We start from the raw sequence: 22,651 nt of genomic DNA, 5'->3' as shown, positions 1-22,651 counted from the left end.
TTTGATTTAACCAATCTTTGTAAGATTTACGCCACAGGTCTTATATTCGTAGGTTTTGGAAACTTTATCAGAAGCTCCATTGGTTAAGACATTAGTAGGCGTCTCCATATAATGAAACGTCATAAAGACTATACCAGATGGAACACGATCCGTTATTTGAATCTTTGTTTCTAGTTCCCCTCGTCGGGAAGTCACTTTTACTCGTTCCCCATCTTCAACACCCAGCCTTTCAGCATCCAACGGATTAATCTCTGCTAATTCTTCCGGAGAATAGCTGTCGAGTGCTTCTGAGTTCTGTGTGAAAACATTATAATGAGAAAGTTTACGGCCTGTGCTGAGTAGGAACGGGTACTGTTCATCAGGCAATTCGTTAGCCTCCTGATAGGAAATTGCCATAAAGATTCCTTTACCGCGCGAGAATGTTTCTTGGTGTAAGACCTTGCTCCCGGGATGTTCAAGGGTTGGTACCGGCCACTGCAGGCCTTGCGTCCCAAGACGCTCATGTGTAACCCCTCCATACAAAGGCGTAAGCCTTGCCACTTCCCGCATAATTTCTGCTGAAGAATTATAGGAAAACGGATATCCCATGCGGTTGGCGAGTTCACAAAGGATTTCTCCATCAGTTTTAGCATTACTAATAGGCTGAATAGCTTGATTAACCATTTGAATTCGTCGTTCGGCATTAGTAAATGTTCCGGTCTTTTCTGCAAAACTAGCTCCTGGCAGAACAACATCCGCCATTTTAGCGGTCTCCGACATAAAGATGTCTTGTACTACGAGGAAATCGAGGGATTCTAGTCCCCTGCGTACATGATTGGCATCGGCATCGGTAACCACCGGATCTTCGCCCATAATATACATAGCATGTAAATCCTTGTTAATGGCTGCCGGAAACATATCAGGAAGCATGAGTCCAACATTTGGGCTTAGCGCTACGCCCCATGCTTCTTCAAATTTCTTTTGCACCTCTGGATTCACAACCTTCTGGTACCCTGGATAGTCGCCAGGCAATGCACCCATGTCGCAAGAACCTTGAACATTATTTTGCCCGCGCAAGGGATTAACGCCAGAATACGTCTTCCCCACATTGCCCGTTAGCATAGCAAGGTTTGCCAAACTCATCACGTTATCCGTGCCCGTTGTGTGTTCGGTAATCCCTAAAGTGTAGAAAATCATGGCCCGTTCAGCAGTCGCATAGATTCTGGCAGCCTCTATAAGCTGTTCCACGGGAACTCCAGTGAGCTGACTCACTATTTCCGGCGGGTAATTTTCAAGGTTCTCGCGGAATTTTTCAAACCCCTCCGTACGTTTTTCAATGAACGAACGATCTTCCCAACCATTAGCTAGAATAATGTTCATGATACCATTAATGAGAGCAACATCCGTCCCAGGGCGAAGTCTAAGCCATAGATCCGAACCCTCTGCCAGTTCTATTTTACGAGGATCGGCGACAATAAGCTTTGCCCCTTTAGCTAAGGCTTGTTTCATCTTTGTTCCAACGACAGGATGAGCTTCTGTAGGGTTTGCCCCAATAACAAACATGACTTTGGCATCCGGAATTTCGTTAAAGGAATTCGTTGAGGCTCCTGAACCAAACGAAACCGCCAGACCAGCTACGGTAGGGGCGTGACAGACTCTGGCGCAGTGATCGATATTGTTAGTCCCGATAACCGCACGCATGAACTTTTGCATGAGGTAATTTTCTTCGTTCGTGCAATGAGCTGAACTTAAAGCAGCAAGGGCGTTCGCTCCATAATTGTCTTTAATTTCCCGAAACTTTTTCGCTACTAAATCTAAGGCCTCATCCCATTCTGCAGGAACTAATACCCCCTCTTTTCGTATTAAAGGTGTTGTTAAACGGTTTTGGCTGTAAATCATATCCATCCCGAACCGCCCTTTGACACATAAGGCTTTACCATTAACCGGGGCATTGGGGTTTGAGGTTACACCAATGACTTTACCGTCTTTCACATTAAGATCGAAGTTGCAGCCTGTCCCACAAAATGGGCAAGTGGTTTGAACTTTCGTAACATCCCAGGGACGCCCCTTGCCGGCCATCTTCTTTTCGGTTAACGCTCCGACCGGACAGACAGAGACGCAGGAACCACAGAAGACGCAATCGGATTCGTGATAGGGAAGATTAAACGCCGGACCAACTTGGGTATCAAAACCACGGAAAGAGAAATCCAAAACGCTCCGTCCTTGGATCTCATCACACGCCCGAATGCATTTACCGCACAAGATGCATTTATTGGGGTCTCTTAAAATGAAGGGATTCCCTTCGTCCACAGAAAGATTACGACGCTCGCCTTGATAAAGCGTTCCGGTGACACCATATTCATAAGCATATTGGGCTAAGGAGCAGTTTCCCATCCTCTGGCATGTCATACAATCTAACGGATGATTCGCTACTAACAGTTCCAGAATTGTTTTGCGGGCTGCCCGAACTTTGGAATTTTGAGTTTGAACGGCCATGCCTTGGGCAACCTGAGTCACACAAGATGGGGGAAGATTACGCATCCCTTCAATTTGGACGATACACAAACGACAAGCACCAGCAGAGGTGAGTTCCGGGTCATGACACAAGGTCGGAATTGAGATATCATGCATCCGACAGGCTTCAAGCACAGTCGTTCCTTTTGGGACACTGACTTCTCGTCCATCAATGGTTAAAGTAAACCACTCCAAAATGTCTCACTCCTCATTCATAATCAATCATAACATAATCATTATGTATTGTCATTTGATTTAACTTATAGAACTTATTATAGCCTTTCAAAACTTTATAAGCTAGTCTTTCTCGAATATTTATTATGAAAATTCCAACAACGCTAATCAGAGTTTTTCCCAACTGCTATAATAATTCTTCCTGTTGTTGTTTTTTTATTTTCCATTTCCATACCTCTTACTCTGTCCAATAGTTTCTGCCTGTATAATTCAGTTTGTTGTTTATCATTTTTGAAATTAGAACAGTAATATTATTTTTAATATGGTTCCAGTCCGAAAAGATCTACATATTTATATAGTGTAATAATCATTTCCTAATGAGTTCACGTTTCAATATTTATAACGCACTTAAAGACTTTGCTAGAAGGAGACTTCTCAAAATGGAATCAAGCGAACTATATTTTGCAATATTTTTCACCACTTCTGGGGCAATAAGATTTAATAGGTTTTTGCGTAACAATAACATAGTGGCAGAAGTTAAGCCAGTACCCAGAAATATTAGCACAAGTTGCGCAGTAGGAGTGGAGTTTTACTATAAAGGAGATTTGAGTATGTTGTTAATCCAGGATATTAAACAACTATACAATATTAAAAGCAATCAGTATATTTTAAAGTACGCCAAAAGTCACTAACAGCTGGTCTGATCGCGAAGTATCTGCTGCTCTGACGTCAATAAAGTATTTGAAGGGAAAACACATAGGGTTTTGGATACTTTTCCACACGGAACCGTACGTTTCGGCTTTAGCCATTTCGACATAGAAAAGGAAGTTTTCAAAGTCATCGATTGTATCCGGCGAAGTTTAAATACTTTGTAATATTTGTGACGCAAAAAATCCCGCAATTACTTGCGGGATAATACATTCCTCTGGTGCGCCACCGCGGGATCGAACCGCGGACCTGCCGATTAAGAGTCGGATGCTCTACCAGCTGAGCTAGTGGCGCGTAAATTGGTAGCCCCAACGGGATTCGAACCCGTGTTTCCGCCTTGAGAGGGCAGCGTCTTAGGCCTCTTGACTATGGGGCCGTAATTTGGCTCCGGGACTAGGATTCGAACCTAGGCTATGTGATTCAGAGTCACACGTGCTACCACTACACAATCCCGGAATACTAGATGCCTTTAAATCCAACAGACATCATCATTACGTTATGCATAATCATTTGAATTGGATTATGTCACGGACTTTATTATAATCCATTTACAACTAATATGTCTAGTCCTTTTTGAAATTTTTTAATGTCCGGGCCCATTCTTCAGCCCGATAGCATTTGTTATTGGCTAAGCGCTTTCGGCGAAACTGTCCACAGAACACTTTCGTCACCGAAGCCCCGTTGTTCGGCTTTAGTTGAACGAGTTCACTTGTCTCGCCTAAAACATATCTACAGCACTACCTCGCTGTACACAGTCTCATGTGCATTTGCCGATGTTTGATAGACAGCTGCTACAATTATGTTATTCTTTTTCAAAAATTCGCTTGACGCAATATAATCATCTACCCGAAGCGCAATGCCGCATCCAGCTTTGATGCCGGATGGCAATGGCATTACCCCTACCGAGTACCCAGCCTGTAAAAACGCCTTTTCAGCAAAAATAGCCGCATGTGTGTTGGCAAACGTTAGAATATAAGACACAGATACCCTCCTAAAGATTAATAAGCCGCTTCGCCCCAGCCATAGCTGTGACGATGCCGTACATGTTGGTGATCTCGCCGACCCCTAACTTCTCCGTGATCTCGAAATAATTAGTGCAAGTTCCGCAGGTCAGGATAACCGTTCCCGCTGCTTCCAGAGCGCGCAAGTCCTCTAAGCAGTTTGAATCACTGCTGGTAAGGTATGACCCCGAATTGAAAAACAGAACATGTGTGGGCGGCGGCACAAGCTCCCTGAGAGCAAAGATAAAACCTTTGATCAGTATTTGGCCCAGCTCCTGGCTGCCTTCCCCCATGGTATTCCTGCCAATGGCAACGACGAGCCCTGAATCTCCGTCTGTCGCGCAGCTTTCCACAGTGCAGCCTTCTCCTGCAACGATAGTAACTTCGATATTACCGTCTTCTTTCTGCTCATACTCGCTTTGATAACCCAAACCCGTTGCCATCTTTTGAAGATTTTGACGGGCAATGTCGTTATCTACTAAAACGGCTACTACGCCGCCGGCTTCCCCCAAGCCCTCCAGCGCTTTTTTGGCCCGAATGACCGGGATAGGGCAGACCTGTCCAATGCAATCAATGTTATTCATGACTATTCCTCCTTAACGTACTAAAATCGGTGAATTTTGCGGCAGGAGCACTTCTCCTACGATTCTAGCCAGTGGTTCCACTTCCTGAATGGCACTTAACAACTCTTGGGCACAGGATTTCGGGGCACTGAGAAACAGTCCTCCAGAGGTTTGCGGATCAAACATCAATTCCTGCAAGGCAAAGGGTGTATCGCCAAGATCTACAAAACCCTGCATGTGATTCCGATTGCGCTGTGCAGCCGCAGTTATCAGATAATCTCCGGCATACTTATAAGCTTGAGGGATATACGGCAGCTCCGAACTATATAATACCAGCGATGTACCTTCCCCCGCCATTTCTCTTGCATGGGCTAACAGTCCGAAACCAGTGATATCAGTGCAGGCACTGATCGGAAAACTGTGCATTTTCTCCGCAGCATATTTGTTGAGCCGCTGCATGGAAGAAATCGCTGCCTGAACAGCTTGTTCATCTGCCATTTCTCCACGCAGCGCAGCCATGACGATACCAATACCGAGTGGTTTTGTAAGGATCAACTGATCCCCCGGAGCTGGTGTATTATTACGCCAGATTCGTTGCGGATCGAGACGTCCAGTGACCGCCAATCCATATTTCGGCTCTTTATCATAGATAGAATGACCTCCGCAAAGTACTGCTCCCGCCTCTTGGATCTTTTCCGCGCCGCCTAATAATATTTCACCCAAAGCGTCTAATTCCATTCTCTCAGGATAACAAACGAGATTCAGGGCGAAAAGTGGTGTACCCCCCATGGAATATACGTCACTTAAAGCATTAGCAGCTGCGATTCGGCCAAACGAGCGGGCATCATCAACCATCGGCGAGAAAAAATCCACAGTAGAAACAATAGCAGTGTCTTGATCAATTTGATAAACAGCGGCATCATCTGAGGCATCAAAACCGACCAAGAGCCTAGGATCGCCAAATACAGGCATACCGGACAAGACCTTGGATAATTCGCCCGGGCCAATCTTGGCACCGCAGCCGCCGGACGTACAGTTTGACAATAAACTCATCATGGAAATCCCTTCCTTATCATAGGTATTTGCATTATACTAAGATAAAATAATCACTGCTTACAGATTGGAGAAAAAAATGATTTATCTGGACAACGCTGCTACAACTCTAAAAAAACCTGATTGCGTCAAGGAGGCCGTTTTGCATGCCATGGATACGTTTGGCAACGCTTCACGCGGGGCACATAGGCCAGCGCTTGACGCCCTGCGTATGTTGATGGAAGCACGGATAGCCTTGGCTTCACTCTTTGGGCTTCCTGACGATCCAATGCGCGTTGTATTCACCCCCAATGCCACTGTCGCCTTAAACATCGCCATTTCCGGCATCAAGGGACATATCGTTACAACCGCTGCAGAGCACAATTCAGTACTGCGGCCCATATACAGGCAGGACAATTATACCATTGTTCCTTGTGACAACCTAGGATGCATTTCGACGGAAGCTATTTCCTCTGCCATCCGGCCAGACACCGAAGCCGTAGTACTTACACATGCTTCCAATGTCACAGGCAACGTATTCGATATACAGTCTGTTGGGGAATTATGTGCAGCACGAGGCGTGCACTTTATTGTAGACGCTTCACAAAGCGCTGGACTTTTGCCTATTGATATGAAAAACATATCAGCGCTTTGCTTTACAGGTCATAAATCCCTCTTCGGACCGCAAGGTACCGGCGGGCTTTGCTTAGGACCCAATTACATGCCCGAATCTCTGTATGTTGGAGGAAGCGGCCATCATTCTTTCGACTTCAAACATCCTCGGGAATTGCCCGATGCGCTGGAAGCTGGTACGCAAAATGCACATGGGATCGCAGGACTATTGGCTGGCGTTCAATATATACAGGCCACCGGGCTATCCACAATACATAGCCAGGCGGATCGGCTGGCCCGCCTCTTTGCTCATTCACTGGCAGATACTCCAGGCGTTACACTCTACGGCGATTTGGCTGCGCCTCTCCGCACACCCATAGTCTCTCTCAATATCGAAGGGTATGATGCCGCTCAAGTCGCCGGTCTGCTTTTTGAGAAATACGGCATTGCAGTGCGAGCGGGGGCACATTGTGCGCCATTGATGCATGATGGACTTAAACTACCCGGCTCCGTTCGGTTTTCTTTCTCGCATTTCAACACGCAAGAAGAGACAGAGTCCGCTATCGATGCCGTTCGCACCATAGCTAGTCGATAATGAAATAAATATATATTGTATTTTCACGGGCAAATGCGCATATCTAGATTTTGCGAATATATTCAATAGCCTTATCTAAACGTTCTAAGCATTTCTTTTTCCCCAATAAAGCCATAACATCAAATATGCCTGGGCTGACGGTTTGCCCCGTTAATGCTAATCTAGTGGGATGAATAATAATACCACCTTTAATCTCAAGTTCGCTCATTAATTGCCGATAAGCACTTTCAACGTTTTCTACATCAAATTGTTCTACGGTATTCAAACAATTTCTGCCCTTAGTGAGCAAAGCCGCAACGCCTTCTTGTTTTACAAAATACTTTTCGCGGCCTTTCTCATCATAGGAAACAACGTCTTGAAAATAGTAACGACTTCCTTCGGTCAATTCTCCTATAGTCCTTACTCTTTCTCTAACCGTGTTGACAACGTCACGAATATAGTCTCGATTATCTTCAGCATCTATGTTATTGATTAGACCAGCCCGAATAAAAAATGGTATGGCTTGTAGAGTTAGCCTATCCAAATCACAGGTGGTCATATATTGCCCATTAAGCCAAATTAGTTTCTGAACGTCATATACGGCAGCGTTTTTAGAAACCTTTTCTAGAGAAAAAGCAGAAATAGTTTGAGCAGGAGAAATTAGTTCACTTTCCAGCTCTACCGGAGACCATCCAAGCAGTGTCAGATAATTGACTAAAGCTTCCGGTAAACAACCCATTTCTTGAAATTCACCAACAGCGGTTGCACCATGTCTTTTGCTCAATTTGCTGCGGTCAGGAGCTAAAATCATCGATAGGTGAGCGAATAATGGTATCTCGTAACCTAATGCCTGATAGATTAAACACTGCTTTGGGGTGTTGGATAAATGTTCCTCCGCTCGGATCACATGGCTAATTTGCATGGCATGATCATCAACAACACAGGCAAAATTATAGGCAGGTGTTCCATCCGACTTAGCAATAATAAAGTCATCGAATTGTTTAGCATTGAAACTTACAGTTCCTCTAATAAGATCTTCAACAACAACTTGACCTGAGTTCGGAACTTTCATCCTTATTACAGAAGGAATCCCCTGCTTCAATCTATCTTGAACTTCTTCAGGGGATAAGTTTCGACACTTTCCCTGATAACGAAAAGGCATCCCCTCTTTTCGTTGCTTTTGTCGTTCTTCTTCTAATTCTTCTGCGCTGCAAAAACAATGGTAGGCTTTATTTTCTTGGATTAACCTTTGGGCTGCTTTAGTGTAATACTCTTGCCGTTGGGATTGAAAGTAAGGGCCAAAATCGCCACCCTTTTCTGGCCCCTCATCCCAGTCAATCCCTAACCATCTGAGACTACTTAAAATTTGACTTACAGAGTCTTCCTTGAGTCGTTCTGTGTCTGTGTCCTCAATACGAAGTATCAATTGACCGTTATGCTTTTTAGCAAACAACCAGTTGAATAATGCTGTTCTTGCTCCCCCGATGTGCAAATAACCTGTAGGGCTCGGAGCAAATCTGACTCTGATCTTTTCCATATACTACTCTCCTAAGCATTATTTAGCTCAAAAAAAGCCATTGGTATTGCAAAATGTAATGTCTAATTACATCACACTACATGGAGCAAACTCATTCCAGTTTTTGTCAAAATACTTTACTTTAGCATAGCAAAGCTTATAAATGTGAAAGATCATTCCCAATGGAGAGGCTTTTTTGGCAAACTTATGACTGAAATATTGTTGAACAGGATGGTGCTCATGACGCCGTTCCCAGTAAAGGTTAGCGTTGCTTTTCAATTGATATTTGTCTAATATCTCACATTTTTCTTCTCCTAGTTCTCCTCTCAGATACTCATCTCTAACCTCTTGGGCAGCACTCTTTAACAATTGGTAATTCAATTTGGCTCCCCCCCTGAAGGTTTAGTTAAAGTTTGAAGCGACAAATATAACTTATATATAATTTAAGAATTATATTACCGCATTATGATTTAATTATATAATTCCAAATCTAATTTTCAAGGGCACCTACAACTATTAGAAAAAATACACCTATTCAAAAAAACAAAAAACGCCAGATGATCATAATCTGGCGTTTTTTGTTAACTCAATATTCAATATTACATTCCAAGATATTTCACATATTCCGGTATAGACATCAGCTCTTTTTGAAGTCCTGCTTTTGTATCTGACGTGACGTTATTGTACTTCACCATTTCATAGCCTGCTTGTTCGACATAATTCAAATAATCGTCTACAACACTTCTAATTTTCTCATCCTTACTTTTCAGCAGCTTGCCGCAGTTTCTATAAATCTCTAAAACAGGATTACAAGATGCAAATACAACCTTCATTGTTTCAAAATTATTGTTGCCCGGAAAACCGCAGTTTGAGATGACCATAAACCGCTGATTTTTAGCGACAGAGTCAGCTAAATCAAAATTATCATGGTTACTTACAATTACAGGGCATTTTAAAGGCGCTAAGCGGTCAACAAAATTCTTAAGGGCAGCTGTCATATTCCATGTGTAGATAGGTGTAGCAAAGCATACAAGATCGGCAGAGTTATATAAGTCAAGCAGTCCCTGCATATCATCTTGCAAAACACATTTTCCTGGAGTTTTAAACCAGCACGAAAAACAACCTTGGCAATGCCCTATATTTTTCTTTATCAAAAATATAGTTTCGGTTTCAGCACCTGCCCGTCTTGCGCCGTTTAAAAAAGCTTCGGCAATTACATTTGTATTACTTCCTGCCGCTGCAGGGCTGCCGTTAAAAACAATTACTTTCATGCTCAAATCTCCTTTAGACCAACTGATAAAATAATCCATGCTGTATACAATACCAAATAAGCATTCCGTGCTCCTGTTTGGGAACTCGCAGCTGCATATCCCATTCAGGATATTGTTTGATAATTTGCACACGGTCACCTGTTGCAAAGGCAACAAACGAAATGTAATGCTCTTTTTTCATTGGGTGATTACTTGTAATAAACCAGTTATCTTCAATTACCTCGATAGAAAGCTTGTTACTTTCATCAGCCTTTTGCATGATTTGTTCTTCCAATTTCCTGCCACAGCAAGATATCTCAGCATTACCTGTACAGAGCGAAATATTGTTACACACAGTGCAGATATAATACTTTGATTTTTTCATATTGCCTCCAACGAAATTATTCGCAACCAAATCACCACTTAATAACGTTCCAATGTCAACCTCAAGCAGGTCGGACAGCTCTGCAAGCAGTGAAATATCCGGGCAACCAAGGCCGCGTTCCCATTTAGAAATTGTTTTGTCACTGATATTCATTTTGTCTGCGAGCTGCTTTTGGCTCATTCCTTTTTCTATTCGCAGTGTTCGAATGATGCTGCCGACCTTAACGTTTTGCATAACGACTACCTCCATGTATCAATTGTAATCAATAACTATGATTTTTTAAATCAACGCTCCGTAGAGTTCGGTACAAATCATAATTTATCTTTAAAAATTAAAGGACACATACCATTAATTGCAATCCTGTAACAAAAAAGACGGTCTAACCAACTTATCTTTAAGGATAATGGTCAGCCGTCGTCTCTTTACGTTAGTTTGAACTTAAATGTATAGAATCAACTGTATTGTATCCATATAATGCTAATGGGCCATTTGTCTACAGTTCATTTTGCCCAACTAGTGAATAAAACGAGAGTCCATAATCTTTAAACTCGATCATATAGGGAGAGGAATTACAAATTTGATGTCTGTCTTCTCTCTCTGCATCCTTGATGGCAATAGCATCGTCTTGTTAGGGTGGACATTTCGAAACCTAAACGGTAAATTTATAATATGAAGGAAGCGTCTACTAGACTTTAAATTTCAAACCTTTGAATTACTTGATATAAATGTTCAGAGGTTTTGGCCAATTCTGCAGCAATTGCAACTAGTTCTTGCGTTGAAATCATCTGCTGCTCAGCTGAAGTCGCTGATTGAGTTGCTCCCTCAGCAAATTGAGAGGCGATTGAAGTAGCTAATCTCTGGGCTTCTGCTAACAGTTGACTTCGATTTAATAAATGATCGGCATTTGAAAGATTTTCTTCCACCTTTATAGAGGTGGAGTTAATCACTTCATCAAGTGAGTTGATCGCATCTCCTGCTTGTTCAATCACAGTTTTGCCGTGATTCACGACCTCCATTCCTTGATTAATATTCGTCACCGTTGTGTTGACCATTTTCTGAACATTGGAAATAAGCTGCATGATCTGTTGCGAAGACTGTGCCGAACTATCCGCGAGTTTTCTGACTTCCTCAGCGACAACGGCAAAACCTCGACCATGTTCCCCAGCTCTGGCTGCTTCGATGGCAGCATTAAGAGCTAATAGATTTGTCTGATCCGTGATCCCATTAATTACTGAGATAATATCCCCAATCTTTTGCGCCTGATCCGCTAAACTCAAGATCGATTCATTAGCTTGCTCAGTGACTTGATAAATGGCTTCCATCTCCTGAACAGCTTCTTTAACAGCTAAGGTTCCTTGTTGGCTTGTAGCTTTGGCAGACGTCGTTAGAGATAGAACCTTCTGAGTGCTTTCCAAGATACTTTGGGCGGCAGCTTCAATTTCATCGACTTCATCTTGAGACTTCTTTATACTCTGAATTTGTTCAGCAGCTCCTGCGCTAAACTCTTCTAATGTGGCAGCAAACGTTTCTTGATTTTCAACTAACGCGTTAACGTGAGTTGCTTGAGTGTGACTCATTGCCTGAGCTTTCTCGGTAATAGAAGCGAGATCTGTAATTATAGATGTCATTCCGATGGAAACTTTGTTTACCTCGTATGATAAGTTTCCTAATTCATCATCCGAATGAGCTTCAGCTCTGGATTTCAAATTTCCTTTGGCAATGGATTTTGTTACCTTGAATGTTTCTTGAAGAGCAGTTGCCAGTTTGTTTTTAAACCAAAAGCTGTAAAAAGCGTGAATCCCTAAAGCAATTAGAGAAGAAATAATGGCTGCTGGTGAAAAGGAGCTGTAAATTATCCAGGCAATTGCAAGAAAAAGTGTGGGAATCATGCCGCTATACACTTGTTTCGTGAGTTGCCCCTTATTGAGAGGCATGTCCAAGCGAACAGCATAGGCATGTTTGCCTTTAACAAAGATTGGACTGGCAACTTCAAACAGGACTTCGCCAGTGTTGCGATGATAAATCTGAGTAATCGGTTCTGTACATCGCGCTCCCCGAAGTTCCGTCTCGTTGTTAAAGTAAATACCCTCTCTCAAACGATTTGAGTGAACCAGAGCCAATCCATCTAAATCAAATAGACTAAGAAATTCGTTGTCGCCAAGGTTTCGATCGATCGCTTCTCTTAGCGGCTTGACAGCACTTTTCCAATCGTCATATTGGTTTAAAATACCTTCAATTTCCTTAGCAATGTGTTCAATAGTCGCTAAGCCTTGTTTTTTTTGCATTAGACTAACTTTTACGTCTCTAGCTATATTCATCTACCACCTTTTTGTAGAATCGGAATTAATTAAATAATTCACAAACCAGAAAATATTAGTAAATCGACAAAATATTACTAATTATGTTATCAGTCTAACACGAACTTGCATTTATTTCAATATGAAGCAGGGATTTAATAGCTAGCCCCTATCACTAATTCAGATAACGATCAATTATAACGGTTGTTTCTGCTTAATCTTAGCTATGCGTATGTTGCAGGGTGACAAGGAAAAGCGTATCAACCTCTCGAAAATAACAGATATCTTATAAATGGCTCAGCCAATTAAGGCTGAACCATTTATATTCAAATATTCGTTCTGAAATAAATCCGAATCATAATGATAATTATAGTTTCAAGAAATTAATTTATACCTGCTGGAAAGAACTCATTTGATATTCTTGATTGCTGTCTCGGCAAATTTTGTATTGACCACTTTTTCATAAGGAGCAATCTGCTTAAGCTCTCCCGCATCCTTGATGATCTGCTGAAGGAGGTAAAAATCCTTTTCCTGAAGAACAGGATTTGTCTTATACGTGTTCTGTTCTTTATATCGTTTAATAGAACTGGTCAAAATCTCCTCATTCTCATCCGGGAATTGGGGCTTGATAGCCTTGGCGATCTCTTCAGGAGAATGTTTTTCAACCCAGACTTGCCCCTTATAAATGGCGTTTGTGAATTTTTGGATAGTATTCGGGTTTTTCTCAATATAACTCTTCCTGGAAAAATAGGCTGTATACGGAACTTCGCCGCTCTCCTTACCTAAAGAAGCTACAATATAGGCTTTGCCTTCTTTCTCCATTGCAGATGCTGTGGGCTCGAAAATAATTACATAATCTCCTTTGCCTCCCAGAAAGGCCCCAGCCGTTGCCGCAAATTGTATCGTTGTATCAATTGTAACATTTTGACCCGGGGTAAGACCGGTTTTACCCAAAACGTACTGAAGAACAATGGCCGGCATTCCGCCCTTGCGTCCGCCGATAATGGTTTTCCCTTTCAGATCACTCCATTTGAAACCGGGATCGGGCTGTCTGCCCATCAGGAACGTCCCATCTCCATTGGTAAGTTGAGCAAATACAATACTATTATCTTCTTTGCCTTCGTTATAGACATACACGCTGGCCTCAGGTCCGGCAAAACCGATGTCCTCTTCCCCAGATAGAACCCCTGTCATAACCTTATCCGCTCCCTGACCGTTTGACAGTTCGACATCCAACCCTTCTTCCTTAAAAAAGCCCTGAGTTATAGCAACATATTGGGGAGCATAGAAAACAGAATGAGTCACCTCAGACAGTTTGACCTTTGTAAGCCCGGTTTGAGTGCCACAGCCGGAGATCACAGTAGAAAGTCCTAAAAGCAATACACTAAAAACTATAATTAATCGTTTCATATTGGCTCCTCCCTTTTTATAAAGAAACTTATGTACTAATAGTTGAGATCATTATTTTTTACAAGCAGTCTTTCAAGATAAACCACCCCCTGATACATGATAGCTGCAGCTACTCCCAGAATTATTACACTGGTCATTACCAGGTCTAACTTAAAAACCTGTCCGCCGTAAATGATAAGGTAACCTAATCCAGCTTTGGAAACCAGGAACTCTCCCACTATCACCCCGACCCATGACAACCCGACATTAATCTTTAAAGCATTAATTATGGTGGGGAAGGAAGCGGGGAGCACTACTTTTGTCAGAACTTGAAATTTGTTCCCGCCAAAGGTTTGAACCAGTTTGATCTTTTCCTGATCAATCCCCCAAAAACCGTTTAGAACCTCTAAAATTGTAACAATAAGGGAAATCGCCAGAGTCATGACAATAATGGATGCCGGGCCCGCTCCAATCCAGACGAGGAACACCGGACCAAGAGCAATCTTAGGTAAACTGTTGAGGATAACCAGATACGGTTCAGCTACTTTGGATATGAATTTTGACCACCATAGAATAACAGCTAGAAATGTTCCCAGGAGTGTGCCTAAAGTAAAACCAACTATAGTTTCCAGACAGGTAATTCCGATATGATAAAAAAGCACCCCCTCCTTATATAACTGGACAATTGTTTTTACAATCCTTGAAGGTTGGCTAGTGATAAAAGGATCAATAATTTTAGCATCCGCCATGATTTCCCACAGGACAAGACCTAAAACTAGAAGGAGAATCTGAGTCATGCGAACAGAGATTTTACCTAACCTCTCCTTACGTAAGTATTCCTGACGTTCCAAAGAAATGTTCAGGGCTTGGGAAATGGCAGGTATGTTTTCCTCTTCATCTTCAAACATGAACATCCAGCTCCTTCCATATCTCCTGAAAATAATGCCGAAATTCAGGGGCTTCCCGGCAAGTTAATGGAGTTCGGTTACTGCAGCTTAACTTAATCTCATGGATGTTCTTAACCATTCCAGGTCTTTTTGAGAGAACTATAATCCGATCGGCCATGCTGATACTTTCCGAAATATCATGGGTAACCAGAATAGCGGTTCTATTTTCCTTTTTGATAATAGAATAGATATCATCATTGACGGCAAGACGAGTTTGGTAATCTAGGGCTGAAAAAGCTTCATCTAATAGCAGAATCTGCGGATCTGTTACGAGAGTTCTGATCAGCGCCGCCCGCTGTCTCATCCCGCCGGAAAGCTGATCGGGGTATCTATTTTTAAATTCATAGAGCCCGTAGGTTTTAAGAAGAATCCGAGCTCGCTCTTTGGCCTCCTGGGTCACAGCCTTGCGAATTTCCAAGCCAAGCATGACATTTTGCCATATGGTTCGCCAATTGAAAAGATGATCCTTTTGCAGCATATAACCGATTTTTTTTGAGGTCCCCGTGACCTTTTCTCCACTCAGCCACACTGTCCCTGAGCTCGGAGAGAGCAAGCCGGATATAATCGATAAGAGTGTTGATTTTCCACACCCGCTGGGGCCGACAATGCTCACAAATTCCCCATCCTGAACAGAAAATCCGATGTTTGTAAGAGCCGCAATTTCCCCGTTCAGGGATTGATATTTCATACTGATGTTATGTACCTCAACGGCATTCAATGTCACTCCCCCCAATCTTAGATTCTTTAATAGTGTATTGGGAAAGATAGAAAGCTGTGAGTGATTCCAAAATAAAGATAAGCCTTCACCTGTTTTTGAATAAATAACAGAATGAAGGCATCATTGCATCGATAAATAATATAAAGATAAAGAATGAGAGCTTTCTTAATTAGATTTAGTTCCTCTATAAGTATATCCATTAGCCATAAGGACATTAACAAACAATTATAATCAGCAGCATACCGGAAGACGGTATCATTCATTCTTGGAGCATCGGCTCATACATCATGATGGCACGGTTCTCTGTTATAAACTCATCGTTTATTAGGTTCTCTTTACCGTCATAAACCTTACGGCGTATTATATTATTCCTGGTATACCCTCCCCACCACTCTTGATTAATTTGGTGGTGGCTTTCATAAACTTCGTACCTTTTCTCACAAGTTCGCTTACTACGCCATTCTCCATGCAAATGTGTCTTATCCAGCCACACAAGCAATTGGTAATCATCTAAAGTATTGTTTCTGACCTGCAAGTCAACATAATTGTAAACAATGGTTGCACCGCTTGCAAAAGGCTGGGTACGGTTGACATCGGGAAATACATCGTGTGTGTGTCGCCATCGCTCTGTCACTGTTAGCGAAGTATGCAAAGTCATCCAATATATTAGGTTAGATAACTGGCAAAGTCCTCCTCCGATCCCAGCTTGAAATGTACCGTTCGAAAGTACCATTCCTTCTTTATAACCTTTTCGCTTGGTTGGTTTACCCACAAGTCGCCACAACGAAAAAGTCTCGCCAGGCTTAAGAATTAAACCGTGTAGTTTGGTGGTTGCCAATTTAAGATTGACAACTTTATTCTCCTGTAGCCACATGTCTACATCCCGAAGCTGACGATAAAGGGGCGTTTGATGTTTTGCAATAATGTATTGAAGCGGGGAGGGTGAGCATTTATACGCAAATTTAGTGGTTCTGCTCAAATACCAATGTACATAACGTCGAAAGGTAAAAACCAACTTGCCCCAAAACAGCCGAATACTTGAACGCTGACGAGGACGTTCTATCCGTTTGTAATTAATGCTCACAATAAACACTCCAAAACTATTCTATTTGATTTCAAGTCTTATCCAAATTATGGCTCATATTTTTGAATAACTGAAATTTTGTTCTACAAAGCAGAAAGCAGGATAATAGCTTACTTATATGTGTTAATATTCAGTTAATTTCTCGCAATATGAATCATCTCTGCTGATAAACTGTCACTCAAGTAAAAGGAAATTAGGCTTCGCCGTAAGATTGTGCATAATAACTCGCACCTTTTTTGATTACTTTAACGTTAATTAAATGGTTTCCTGATACATCGAGAGGCGGTCTCGTCAACGAATAAATTTTCGCGTTTTGCAGTTCCAGACTATTTCTATCTAATTCAGTCTGAAACCGATTCTCAACAATTCCTGTGGTCAAGGCACTAATTGGGTGTTCTGACAGAAACAAATATGTTCTAATTGCCATCTGTGGTGTGGTATGAGCGTGGGATATAACATACCCTATGAAAATACTGCAGCCAGCAATCATGGTAGTGACCACAACAATGAGCTTCTTTTTCAAGGCATGCTCACAGTATCAAACTCTTCTGTAAATACTCTCAACATCATTCCGATATTATAACCAATTAAGCTACCACTGAATGAGTACCAATTGAACTGTCGGGGCATTGGAAGTGGGAAAATTATTATAATTATCAATCCAATAATTATTAAAGCATTACCGTATTTTTGTTTCCTTCTTCGTTTAATCCCTTTGTCAGAAATCAATTTCTGTTGTTCGTATTCCCATAGAGGTTTCATAAATGGCAATATGCTGCAATAGTAAAGATTATTTAACGATTTGCCAAATTTAATGGACCACAAAACCAAAGCCAGAACCAAACTAGTAGTGATTCGTTGCGAAAACCCCAAATTGATTGGCATTACACAATAAAGAAACAACACTAAGATAAAGGGAATATTTAATATAACGGCTTCAATAAATCTTAATCTTCTTAGATGCCTTGTATTCACCATGGAATCCTCTTTCATTAGCAGCATCTCCTTCAGGAGCAAGAGATCTTTGTCGAGAGCAACTTTAGACATAACAACTATATCCCATATTAACTGCGAATCATGGCGAAATAACATACTATTGTTAAAATTGAAAAAGCCTCCTAAACAGGTTGAAATTTATCTAGTGAGCGACAATTCCGCCTGGTTCTATAAGTGTCCGTCCAACACTGATTAGAGCGGACGAATTTAACTACTGAGTAGTACTGCAATGGATGGGTCTACTATTCTGTCGGCCTTAACACTATTTCCCTTACCATATTGTTCATTTTTCAATTTAAACGTTTGTATTTTGTTATCAATATTTATTGTTACTATTATCATAGAATTTCCGGTCTCAACTGCCGAGCCTGTAGTATGTGAGCTTAAAGTATATGTTTTCCGTGCATGAGAACCATTATTATAATCTTCTACGAGCATTTTACCTTTCAATAGAGGATTATCTTCTTCATAATATGATATTTCAAGATATTTAACTGAAGATAATTGAGATATATCTTTTTTATAAGTTACTATTAATGTTTTGGTCAAATTACTATCAAAATTAATTTGACCAAATAAATTTTGTCTAGATATTCCTGTCCCTTTTACTTGAAATTCAGCAGACCAAAATTCATTTTCTCCTTTAAAAGTATAATTCAGATTAACTATTTCTTTTTTATATGAGCAACCAGTAATTGATAATAACATTATACACATGAAAAAAATATATATTTTTTTCAACTTCAATTCCCCCAATAAAAATCGATAAGCAAACACTGGGGAGTACTTCTATTTTTTTCAACCTAATTCGTCTGAGTATAAGCAAGAATTGCGAATATATCTACGACAATATAACCATTACTATGAGACTAACTGACCATCCTGCAAGACTGAGATGAAGACCATCAGAGGTAATGGAACCAATTTCTCCCCACTCCTTTAGAAGTAAAATCTTATCATGTCTTCTTGAAAAACATCCTAAAAGCAAAATATATTAATGCTAGCCCAACAGTAAAATTTAACGTTGAGAGTATGGAAACGGATAAGAACTTTCGCGTGATGCTTCCGATGACCGCGATGAATGTTAACGCAGTCAATCGAGGCTTGATTGTCAAGGGAGAGCGTCTCCCGCTCGGCGAAGCGTTCCCTTGACAATCAACACGATGTTGGACTAAGGGGCTTTCGCTTCTTTTGGATAAGTTCCAATACCACGAAGAAGAACAACAGCTAGGGCCAGGACAATTATAGCAATGACAACCATTAGTTTCTTCATAGATTCCCTTCCTCTTAATACACAATATCCTACGAATTCGTCGCAACATAAGAATGATGTGACATGTTTGCTCAAGTATGATAGTTCTTGGATGAACCTCCCCTACCTACACTTCAGCAATTCTATTTTCCATCAAATTCAATTCGGTAAATGAATCTATGCCCCTTCGCCAGGTATGACATCTGAGCTATCGTCACTAATTGCCCACGTTTCCCCTATTCGAACCACAGAAAACTGATAATGCAATCCAATTTCGGGGTGGGCAATGACGTTGTTAATTAATACTTTGTCCCAAACCCAAATATCAGCACTGACAGTAGCAATGTTGCCATGTCCACTTATCTTGATATTTCTATATTTAGAAATCCCGCCGTCTAAAAATCTATAGTTACCTGTTTCCTGAGCATCTAATAAAGATTCTGATTGGCCAACCATTTTCTTTAATATTTGCGAATTGGGGATGTAGAACCTAGAAAGCTTTCCTTCAATATCCTCGTTCGTTTTTCTAATAACTTCGTCTGGAATACGGATTTTAGGATTTAAACGGTAAGGTTCTGGAAGGATAATTGCTGTTTGCCCCATTTTGACGGAATCTAAAATTAGTTTTTGAATTTCAATAGCATCAGCCGCTTTGATGCTTGTAAATCCCCATTGGCCAAACCAACTAATAAATAAAATGAGGCATGTGACGATTATTCTTATAATCCAGCTTTTATCTTTAACAAAAGAAGTCATCGCACCCATATTGAACCCCCAAATGGTCAAATATTTGCAAAATAAGAGGGAGGACATTTGTATTTGTGGGTAAAAGAATAACCGAAATTAGGGAAACCAGCCTAATATTTATCGAAAGGTTTTAGGGCTCTTAACTCACTAAGTATCACCGATGTGGAAAACCCTACAATTGAAGAAAGATACAGTATTGAAAAAATCATTGCATAAAAATATGAGTATTCCGCATTGCCACTATTAAATAGGCTTGAACTAAGACTCACTATGGGGAAGCCCAATATAAATATCCCTAGACCAATGATTATTGATTTTATCAAAATGCCCCCTCCTTCGTATAAGAACTTCGCTACTCAAACTATTCTGGGTTGCCCGCGACAAGTTCAACATGGTCTACAATCAGTCCTCTGGGTATTCTTTCCACACTTCAATCTCCTGTTCAAAATAAACCCAATAGGCCAAGATTCATATGGAGTATCCCTTTCCAATTACATGTGCGTCGGAAAAGTCTGGATTTAAAATAGAATTTAATAAATCCAAAGGCTCCGAAACCAGTAAGCCTGTCGATTGCCATTGTTCACCCCGTCCATAGATGAGCACTTTAAAACACTAATGAAAGTTGAGGAGATTGCTATGACCAAGCGAGAACGCAGAGTATTTACTGACGAATTTAAAAATCAAAGGGTTCAGCTTATCTTAATGGTAAACCCGGGGCAGAAATAATCCGGGAATATGATTTAGGCGCCTCTGCCTTTGACAAGTGGGTCAAGCAAGTCAGTCCACCTATCACACCCCTTACAACTTAGCAGAAGGTTTTTCAGATTGATGCGTTTGCAACTTGATTAGTTCGTCCAGCTTAACTAGCAGTTCTTTATCATTTTGGGTTTTACGTTTGAAAAACCGCAAAGTACTAACCATAAAATAAACAACAAACGCAACAACGAATGCAAATAACCCAAGACTCAAAAGCAAATGCAAAACGAGAGTATAATCAAATGTTATTGGATTCCCACCCATCATTGACACTCCCTCCATCCGAAATTACAGCGATAAACTTAAAACCCTGTATTACCTTCGCAAAAATGCTCAGATATAGGTTAAAGGTTCTTCAAGCTTGAACTCTTATGGCCTGACCAATGATAAATCCTCAGTACACGATGACCCCGACGAATGATGTGACATGTTCATTTATTCCCCATAGCATTCTCTAGTGCAGACCTTAACTTCGGAAACTTGAATTCAAAGCCAGTGTTAAGAAGTTTCTTCGGAATAACCCGTTGTCCGTGTAATAACATATCCGCCATTTGTCCTAATACTATTCTCAATAAAAACTCAGGCATCGGCAACCAAGACGGTCTCTTTAAAACCTCACCTAAAGTCTCGCAGAACTCTTTCATTCGCATAGGGTATGGCGTTGTTGCGTTTACAGGACCTGTTAGCTCTTGATGTTCGATAATAAACCTTATCATACTTGTTAAATCCTGAATGTGTATCCAAGAAATCCATTGATTTCCTTCTCCCAACGAACCACCCAAGAAAAACTTAAAAGGCATTGCCATTCTGCTAAGAGCACCCTCTTTTCCAATGACTACACCTATCCGTAGAGTTACTACTCTAGTTAAATCACTTTGAACCTTGTTGGCCTCGTTTTCCCAAACTCGGCAAACGTGAGCTAGAAAGTCTTCGCCTGCTTTTTCAGACTCAGTTATCTCTTCATCCTGACGGTCTCCATAATAACCAATGGCTGAAGCATTGATTAAAAGTTTTGGTTGAATGGCACGATTATTTATGGCTGTTACAATGGCTTCAGTAGTTCTAATCCTACTCTCTAGTATTTCCTGCTTAATTGACTTAGACCATCGGCGATTGCCAATTGACTCGCCCGCTAAGTTAATTACTACGTCAATTTCAGGTAACTGATTCATAGAAGTTAGAGGGGAATGATTGTCCCATTTAATGACCTTAACCCCATGTTCTAAGGTATTTGTGGATTCGGAAGGATTCCTTGTTACTACGTAGACCTGGTACCCATTCGCATGTAATTCCACAGTTAGGTTTCTTCCAACAAAACCCGTTCCTCCAAAGATTAAAACCTTCATTTTTCCCATTTCGGCCTCACCTCTATTCGGTCTTTCCATAAAAAGGATAGTATTTTACTCTAACTCTCCACAAATGTAAGCAGTCAAGTAAAACCAGCAACTTTTCGCCACAAACCATACAACATTTTGTTACTGTGTAATAGTCTTCCTATGTTGGAGTCTGTAGCTGTTTCCCGTCATGTTTAAAATCTCGCAGTGGTGTATAAGTCGGTCTAAAATCGCAGTTGTAATGGTGGCATCCCCTAAAAAGTCAGCCCATTCATCGAATCCTTTGTTTGAGGTAATGATGAGTGATGTTTTCTCGGACATTGAAGACACGAAACCGAAGAACAAATTGGCTTCTATTGTAGAAAGTGGCATGAAGCCAACTTCATCAATAATAACCAGTGATGCCGAGTTGAGTATTTTTATTCGTCTCTTACTGGCGGTCGAGATTTGCGAGGTTTTTAGTGTAATTATGAGTTCATCCAAGGTCGTAAAAGCTACGGCATAACCTAGGTTTAAAGCCTGTACCGCTAAGGACAAGGCCAGATGCGTTTTCCCAATACCAGGTGGTCCCAGGAAACAAATGTTAAACGCTTGCTCAACCCAAGTCATATCGGACAACCTTAGCATCTGTTCCTTGGATACGCTGCGTTGGAATCCGAAGTCGAAGGTTTCCAGGGTTTTTTCGGCCGGTAGATTTGCTCTTCTTCTGCGAATTAGATTTTGCTTTTCCGTCCGAAGACGTTGTTGCTCCGAAAGGAAAACCTCAACGCTTTCGAGAGGTGTGAGATTATTCTTTTTAGCATAAAGGTTTTCTAAATCAACA

General features: G+C 41.2%; 22 protein-coding genes, 3 tRNA genes and 1 pseudogene. 3 read left to right on the top strand and 23 right to left on the bottom strand.

The annotated features are described in order from the left end of the window. Positions 1–6 precede the first annotated feature (6 nt). Complete coding sequence (gene fdhF, locus DEAC_RS16940) at positions 7–2,688, bottom strand: formate dehydrogenase subunit alpha (RefSeq protein WP_047811261.1); 2,682 nt, start codon at positions 2,686–2,688, stop codon at positions 7–9. A 356-nt stretch (positions 2,689–3,044) separates the two neighbouring features. Here fdhF and DEAC_RS16935 point away from each other — a divergent pair, with 356 nt between their 5' ends. After that, a complete protein-coding gene (locus tag DEAC_RS16935) occupies positions 3,045–3,359 on the top strand; it encodes a putative Se/S carrier protein (RefSeq protein ID WP_345788181.1) in 315 nt (104 codons plus the stop codon). Positions 3,360–3,593: 234 nt separating this feature from the next. On the opposite strand, the gene DEAC_RS16930 is transcribed toward DEAC_RS16935, so the two are convergent. From DEAC_RS16930 to selD, 6 genes are all read right to left on the bottom strand, one after another. Beyond that, positions 3,594–3,669, bottom strand: a tRNA-Lys gene (locus tag DEAC_RS16930). A 6-nt stretch (positions 3,670–3,675) separates the two neighbouring features. Continuing rightward, positions 3,676–3,751 (bottom strand) — tRNA-Glu (locus DEAC_RS16925). Positions 3,752–3,757: 6 nt separating this feature from the next. Then, a tRNA-Gln gene (locus tag DEAC_RS16920) sits at positions 3,758–3,831 on the bottom strand. A 273-nt stretch (positions 3,832–4,104) separates the two neighbouring features. After that, entirely contained in the window at positions 4,105–4,356 is a 252-nt protein-coding gene (locus DEAC_RS16915; protein ID WP_047811259.1) for a putative Se/S carrier protein, read from the bottom strand. Positions 4,357–4,366: 10 nt separating this feature from the next. Continuing rightward, positions 4,367–4,960, bottom strand: a complete 594-nt coding sequence (gene yedF / locus DEAC_RS16910) for a sulfurtransferase-like selenium metabolism protein YedF (RefSeq protein WP_047811258.1) — start codon at positions 4,958–4,960, stop codon at positions 4,367–4,369. Between the two features lie 12 nt (positions 4,961–4,972). Continuing rightward, complete coding sequence (selD, locus tag DEAC_RS16905) at positions 4,973–5,995, bottom strand: selenide, water dikinase SelD (RefSeq protein ID WP_047811257.1); 1,023 nt, start codon at positions 5,993–5,995, stop codon at positions 4,973–4,975. Positions 5,996–6,071: 76 nt separating this feature from the next. On the opposite strand from selD, the gene DEAC_RS16900 reads away from it, so the two are divergent. After that, positions 6,072–7,178: an aminotransferase class V-fold PLP-dependent enzyme gene (locus tag DEAC_RS16900; protein ID WP_047811256.1), complete on the top strand. Its 1,107-nt coding sequence runs from the start codon at positions 6,072–6,074 to the stop codon at positions 7,176–7,178. Positions 7,179–7,221: 43 nt separating this feature from the next. On the opposite strand, the gene gltX is transcribed toward DEAC_RS16900, so the two are convergent. From gltX to DEAC_RS16825, 13 genes are all read right to left on the bottom strand, one after another. Continuing rightward, on the bottom strand, positions 7,222–8,694 hold the full coding sequence (gene gltX / locus DEAC_RS16895; protein WP_047811255.1) for a glutamate--tRNA ligase: 1,473 nt from the start codon (positions 8,692–8,694) through the stop codon (positions 7,222–7,224). A gap of 66 nt (positions 8,695–8,760) precedes the next feature. Then, positions 8,761–9,054, bottom strand: coding sequence for a hypothetical protein (locus DEAC_RS16890; RefSeq protein ID WP_242847185.1), 294 nt, complete (start codon positions 9,052–9,054; stop codon positions 8,761–8,763). A 218-nt stretch (positions 9,055–9,272) separates the two neighbouring features. Then, a complete protein-coding gene (locus DEAC_RS16885) occupies positions 9,273–9,944 on the bottom strand; it encodes a flavodoxin family protein (protein WP_047811254.1) in 672 nt (223 codons plus the stop codon). A 13-nt stretch (positions 9,945–9,957) separates the two neighbouring features. Continuing rightward, entirely contained in the window at positions 9,958–10,542 is a 585-nt protein-coding gene (locus tag DEAC_RS16880; RefSeq protein ID WP_047811253.1) for a helix-turn-helix domain-containing protein, read from the bottom strand. 458 nt (positions 10,543–11,000) lie between these two features. After that, positions 11,001–12,593, bottom strand: coding sequence for a methyl-accepting chemotaxis protein (locus DEAC_RS16875; RefSeq protein ID WP_242847184.1), 1,593 nt, complete (start codon positions 12,591–12,593; stop codon positions 11,001–11,003). A 420-nt stretch (positions 12,594–13,013) separates the two neighbouring features. Beyond that, entirely contained in the window at positions 13,014–14,015 is a 1,002-nt protein-coding gene (locus DEAC_RS16870; RefSeq protein ID WP_047811251.1) for an ABC transporter substrate-binding protein, read from the bottom strand. Between the two features lie 35 nt (positions 14,016–14,050). Further along, entirely contained in the window at positions 14,051–14,902 is an 852-nt protein-coding gene (locus DEAC_RS16865; RefSeq protein WP_047811250.1) for an ABC transporter permease, read from the bottom strand. Then, positions 14,895–15,629: an ABC transporter ATP-binding protein gene (locus tag DEAC_RS16860; RefSeq protein WP_047811358.1), complete on the bottom strand. Its 735-nt coding sequence runs from the start codon at positions 15,627–15,629 to the stop codon at positions 14,895–14,897. The genes DEAC_RS16865 and DEAC_RS16860 overlap by 8 nt, the downstream gene beginning before the upstream one ends. Positions 15,630–15,918: 289 nt before the next feature. Next, positions 15,919–16,737: a VanW family protein gene (locus tag DEAC_RS16850; RefSeq protein ID WP_047811357.1), complete on the bottom strand. Its 819-nt coding sequence runs from the start codon at positions 16,735–16,737 to the stop codon at positions 15,919–15,921. A gap of 199 nt (positions 16,738–16,936) precedes the next feature. Next, on the bottom strand, positions 16,937–17,266 hold the full coding sequence (locus DEAC_RS16845) for a hypothetical protein (RefSeq protein ID WP_047811248.1): 330 nt from the start codon (positions 17,264–17,266) through the stop codon (positions 16,937–16,939). Beyond that, positions 17,263–17,736, bottom strand: coding sequence for a hypothetical protein (locus DEAC_RS16840; RefSeq protein WP_047811356.1), 474 nt, complete (start codon positions 17,734–17,736; stop codon positions 17,263–17,265). Before DEAC_RS16840 ends, DEAC_RS16845 begins: the two co-directional genes overlap by 4 nt. Before the next feature lie 210 nt (positions 17,737–17,946). Then, a complete protein-coding gene (locus DEAC_RS16835) occupies positions 17,947–18,480 on the bottom strand; it encodes a hypothetical protein (protein WP_053006479.1) in 534 nt (177 codons plus the stop codon). Positions 18,481–19,168: 688 nt separating this feature from the next. Further along, positions 19,169–19,756, bottom strand: a complete 588-nt coding sequence (locus DEAC_RS16825) for a hypothetical protein (RefSeq protein WP_047811246.1) — start codon at positions 19,754–19,756, stop codon at positions 19,169–19,171. A gap of 618 nt (positions 19,757–20,374) precedes the next feature. On the opposite strand from DEAC_RS16825, the pseudogene DEAC_RS23345 reads away from it, so the two are divergent. Further along, a pseudogene (locus tag DEAC_RS23345) lies at positions 20,375–20,514 on the top strand (transposase); the annotation flags it as partial. 22 nt (positions 20,515–20,536) lie between these two features. On the opposite strand, the gene DEAC_RS16810 reads toward DEAC_RS23345, so the two are convergent. From DEAC_RS16810 to istB, 3 genes are all read right to left on the bottom strand, one after another. After that, a complete protein-coding gene (locus tag DEAC_RS16810) occupies positions 20,537–20,761 on the bottom strand; it encodes a hypothetical protein (RefSeq protein WP_345788180.1) in 225 nt (74 codons plus the stop codon). 164 nt (positions 20,762–20,925) lie between these two features. Continuing rightward, positions 20,926–21,840, bottom strand: coding sequence for a TIGR01777 family oxidoreductase (locus DEAC_RS16805; protein WP_047811353.1), 915 nt, complete (start codon positions 21,838–21,840; stop codon positions 20,926–20,928). Positions 21,841–21,969: 129 nt separating this feature from the next. Then, positions 21,970–22,651 (bottom strand): IS21-like element helper ATPase IstB (gene istB / locus DEAC_RS16800; RefSeq protein ID WP_047811244.1); only part of this gene is annotated, 682 nt, incomplete at its 5' end.

This window comes from Desulfosporosinus acididurans, from assembly GCF_001029285.1.
In the GTDB taxonomy this organism is placed as follows: domain Bacteria; phylum Bacillota; class Desulfitobacteriia; order Desulfitobacteriales; family Desulfitobacteriaceae; genus Desulfosporosinus; species Desulfosporosinus acididurans.
The sequence above is the reverse complement of the archived record's forward strand: the minus strand, read 5'-3'. Positions and strand labels throughout refer to the sequence as shown.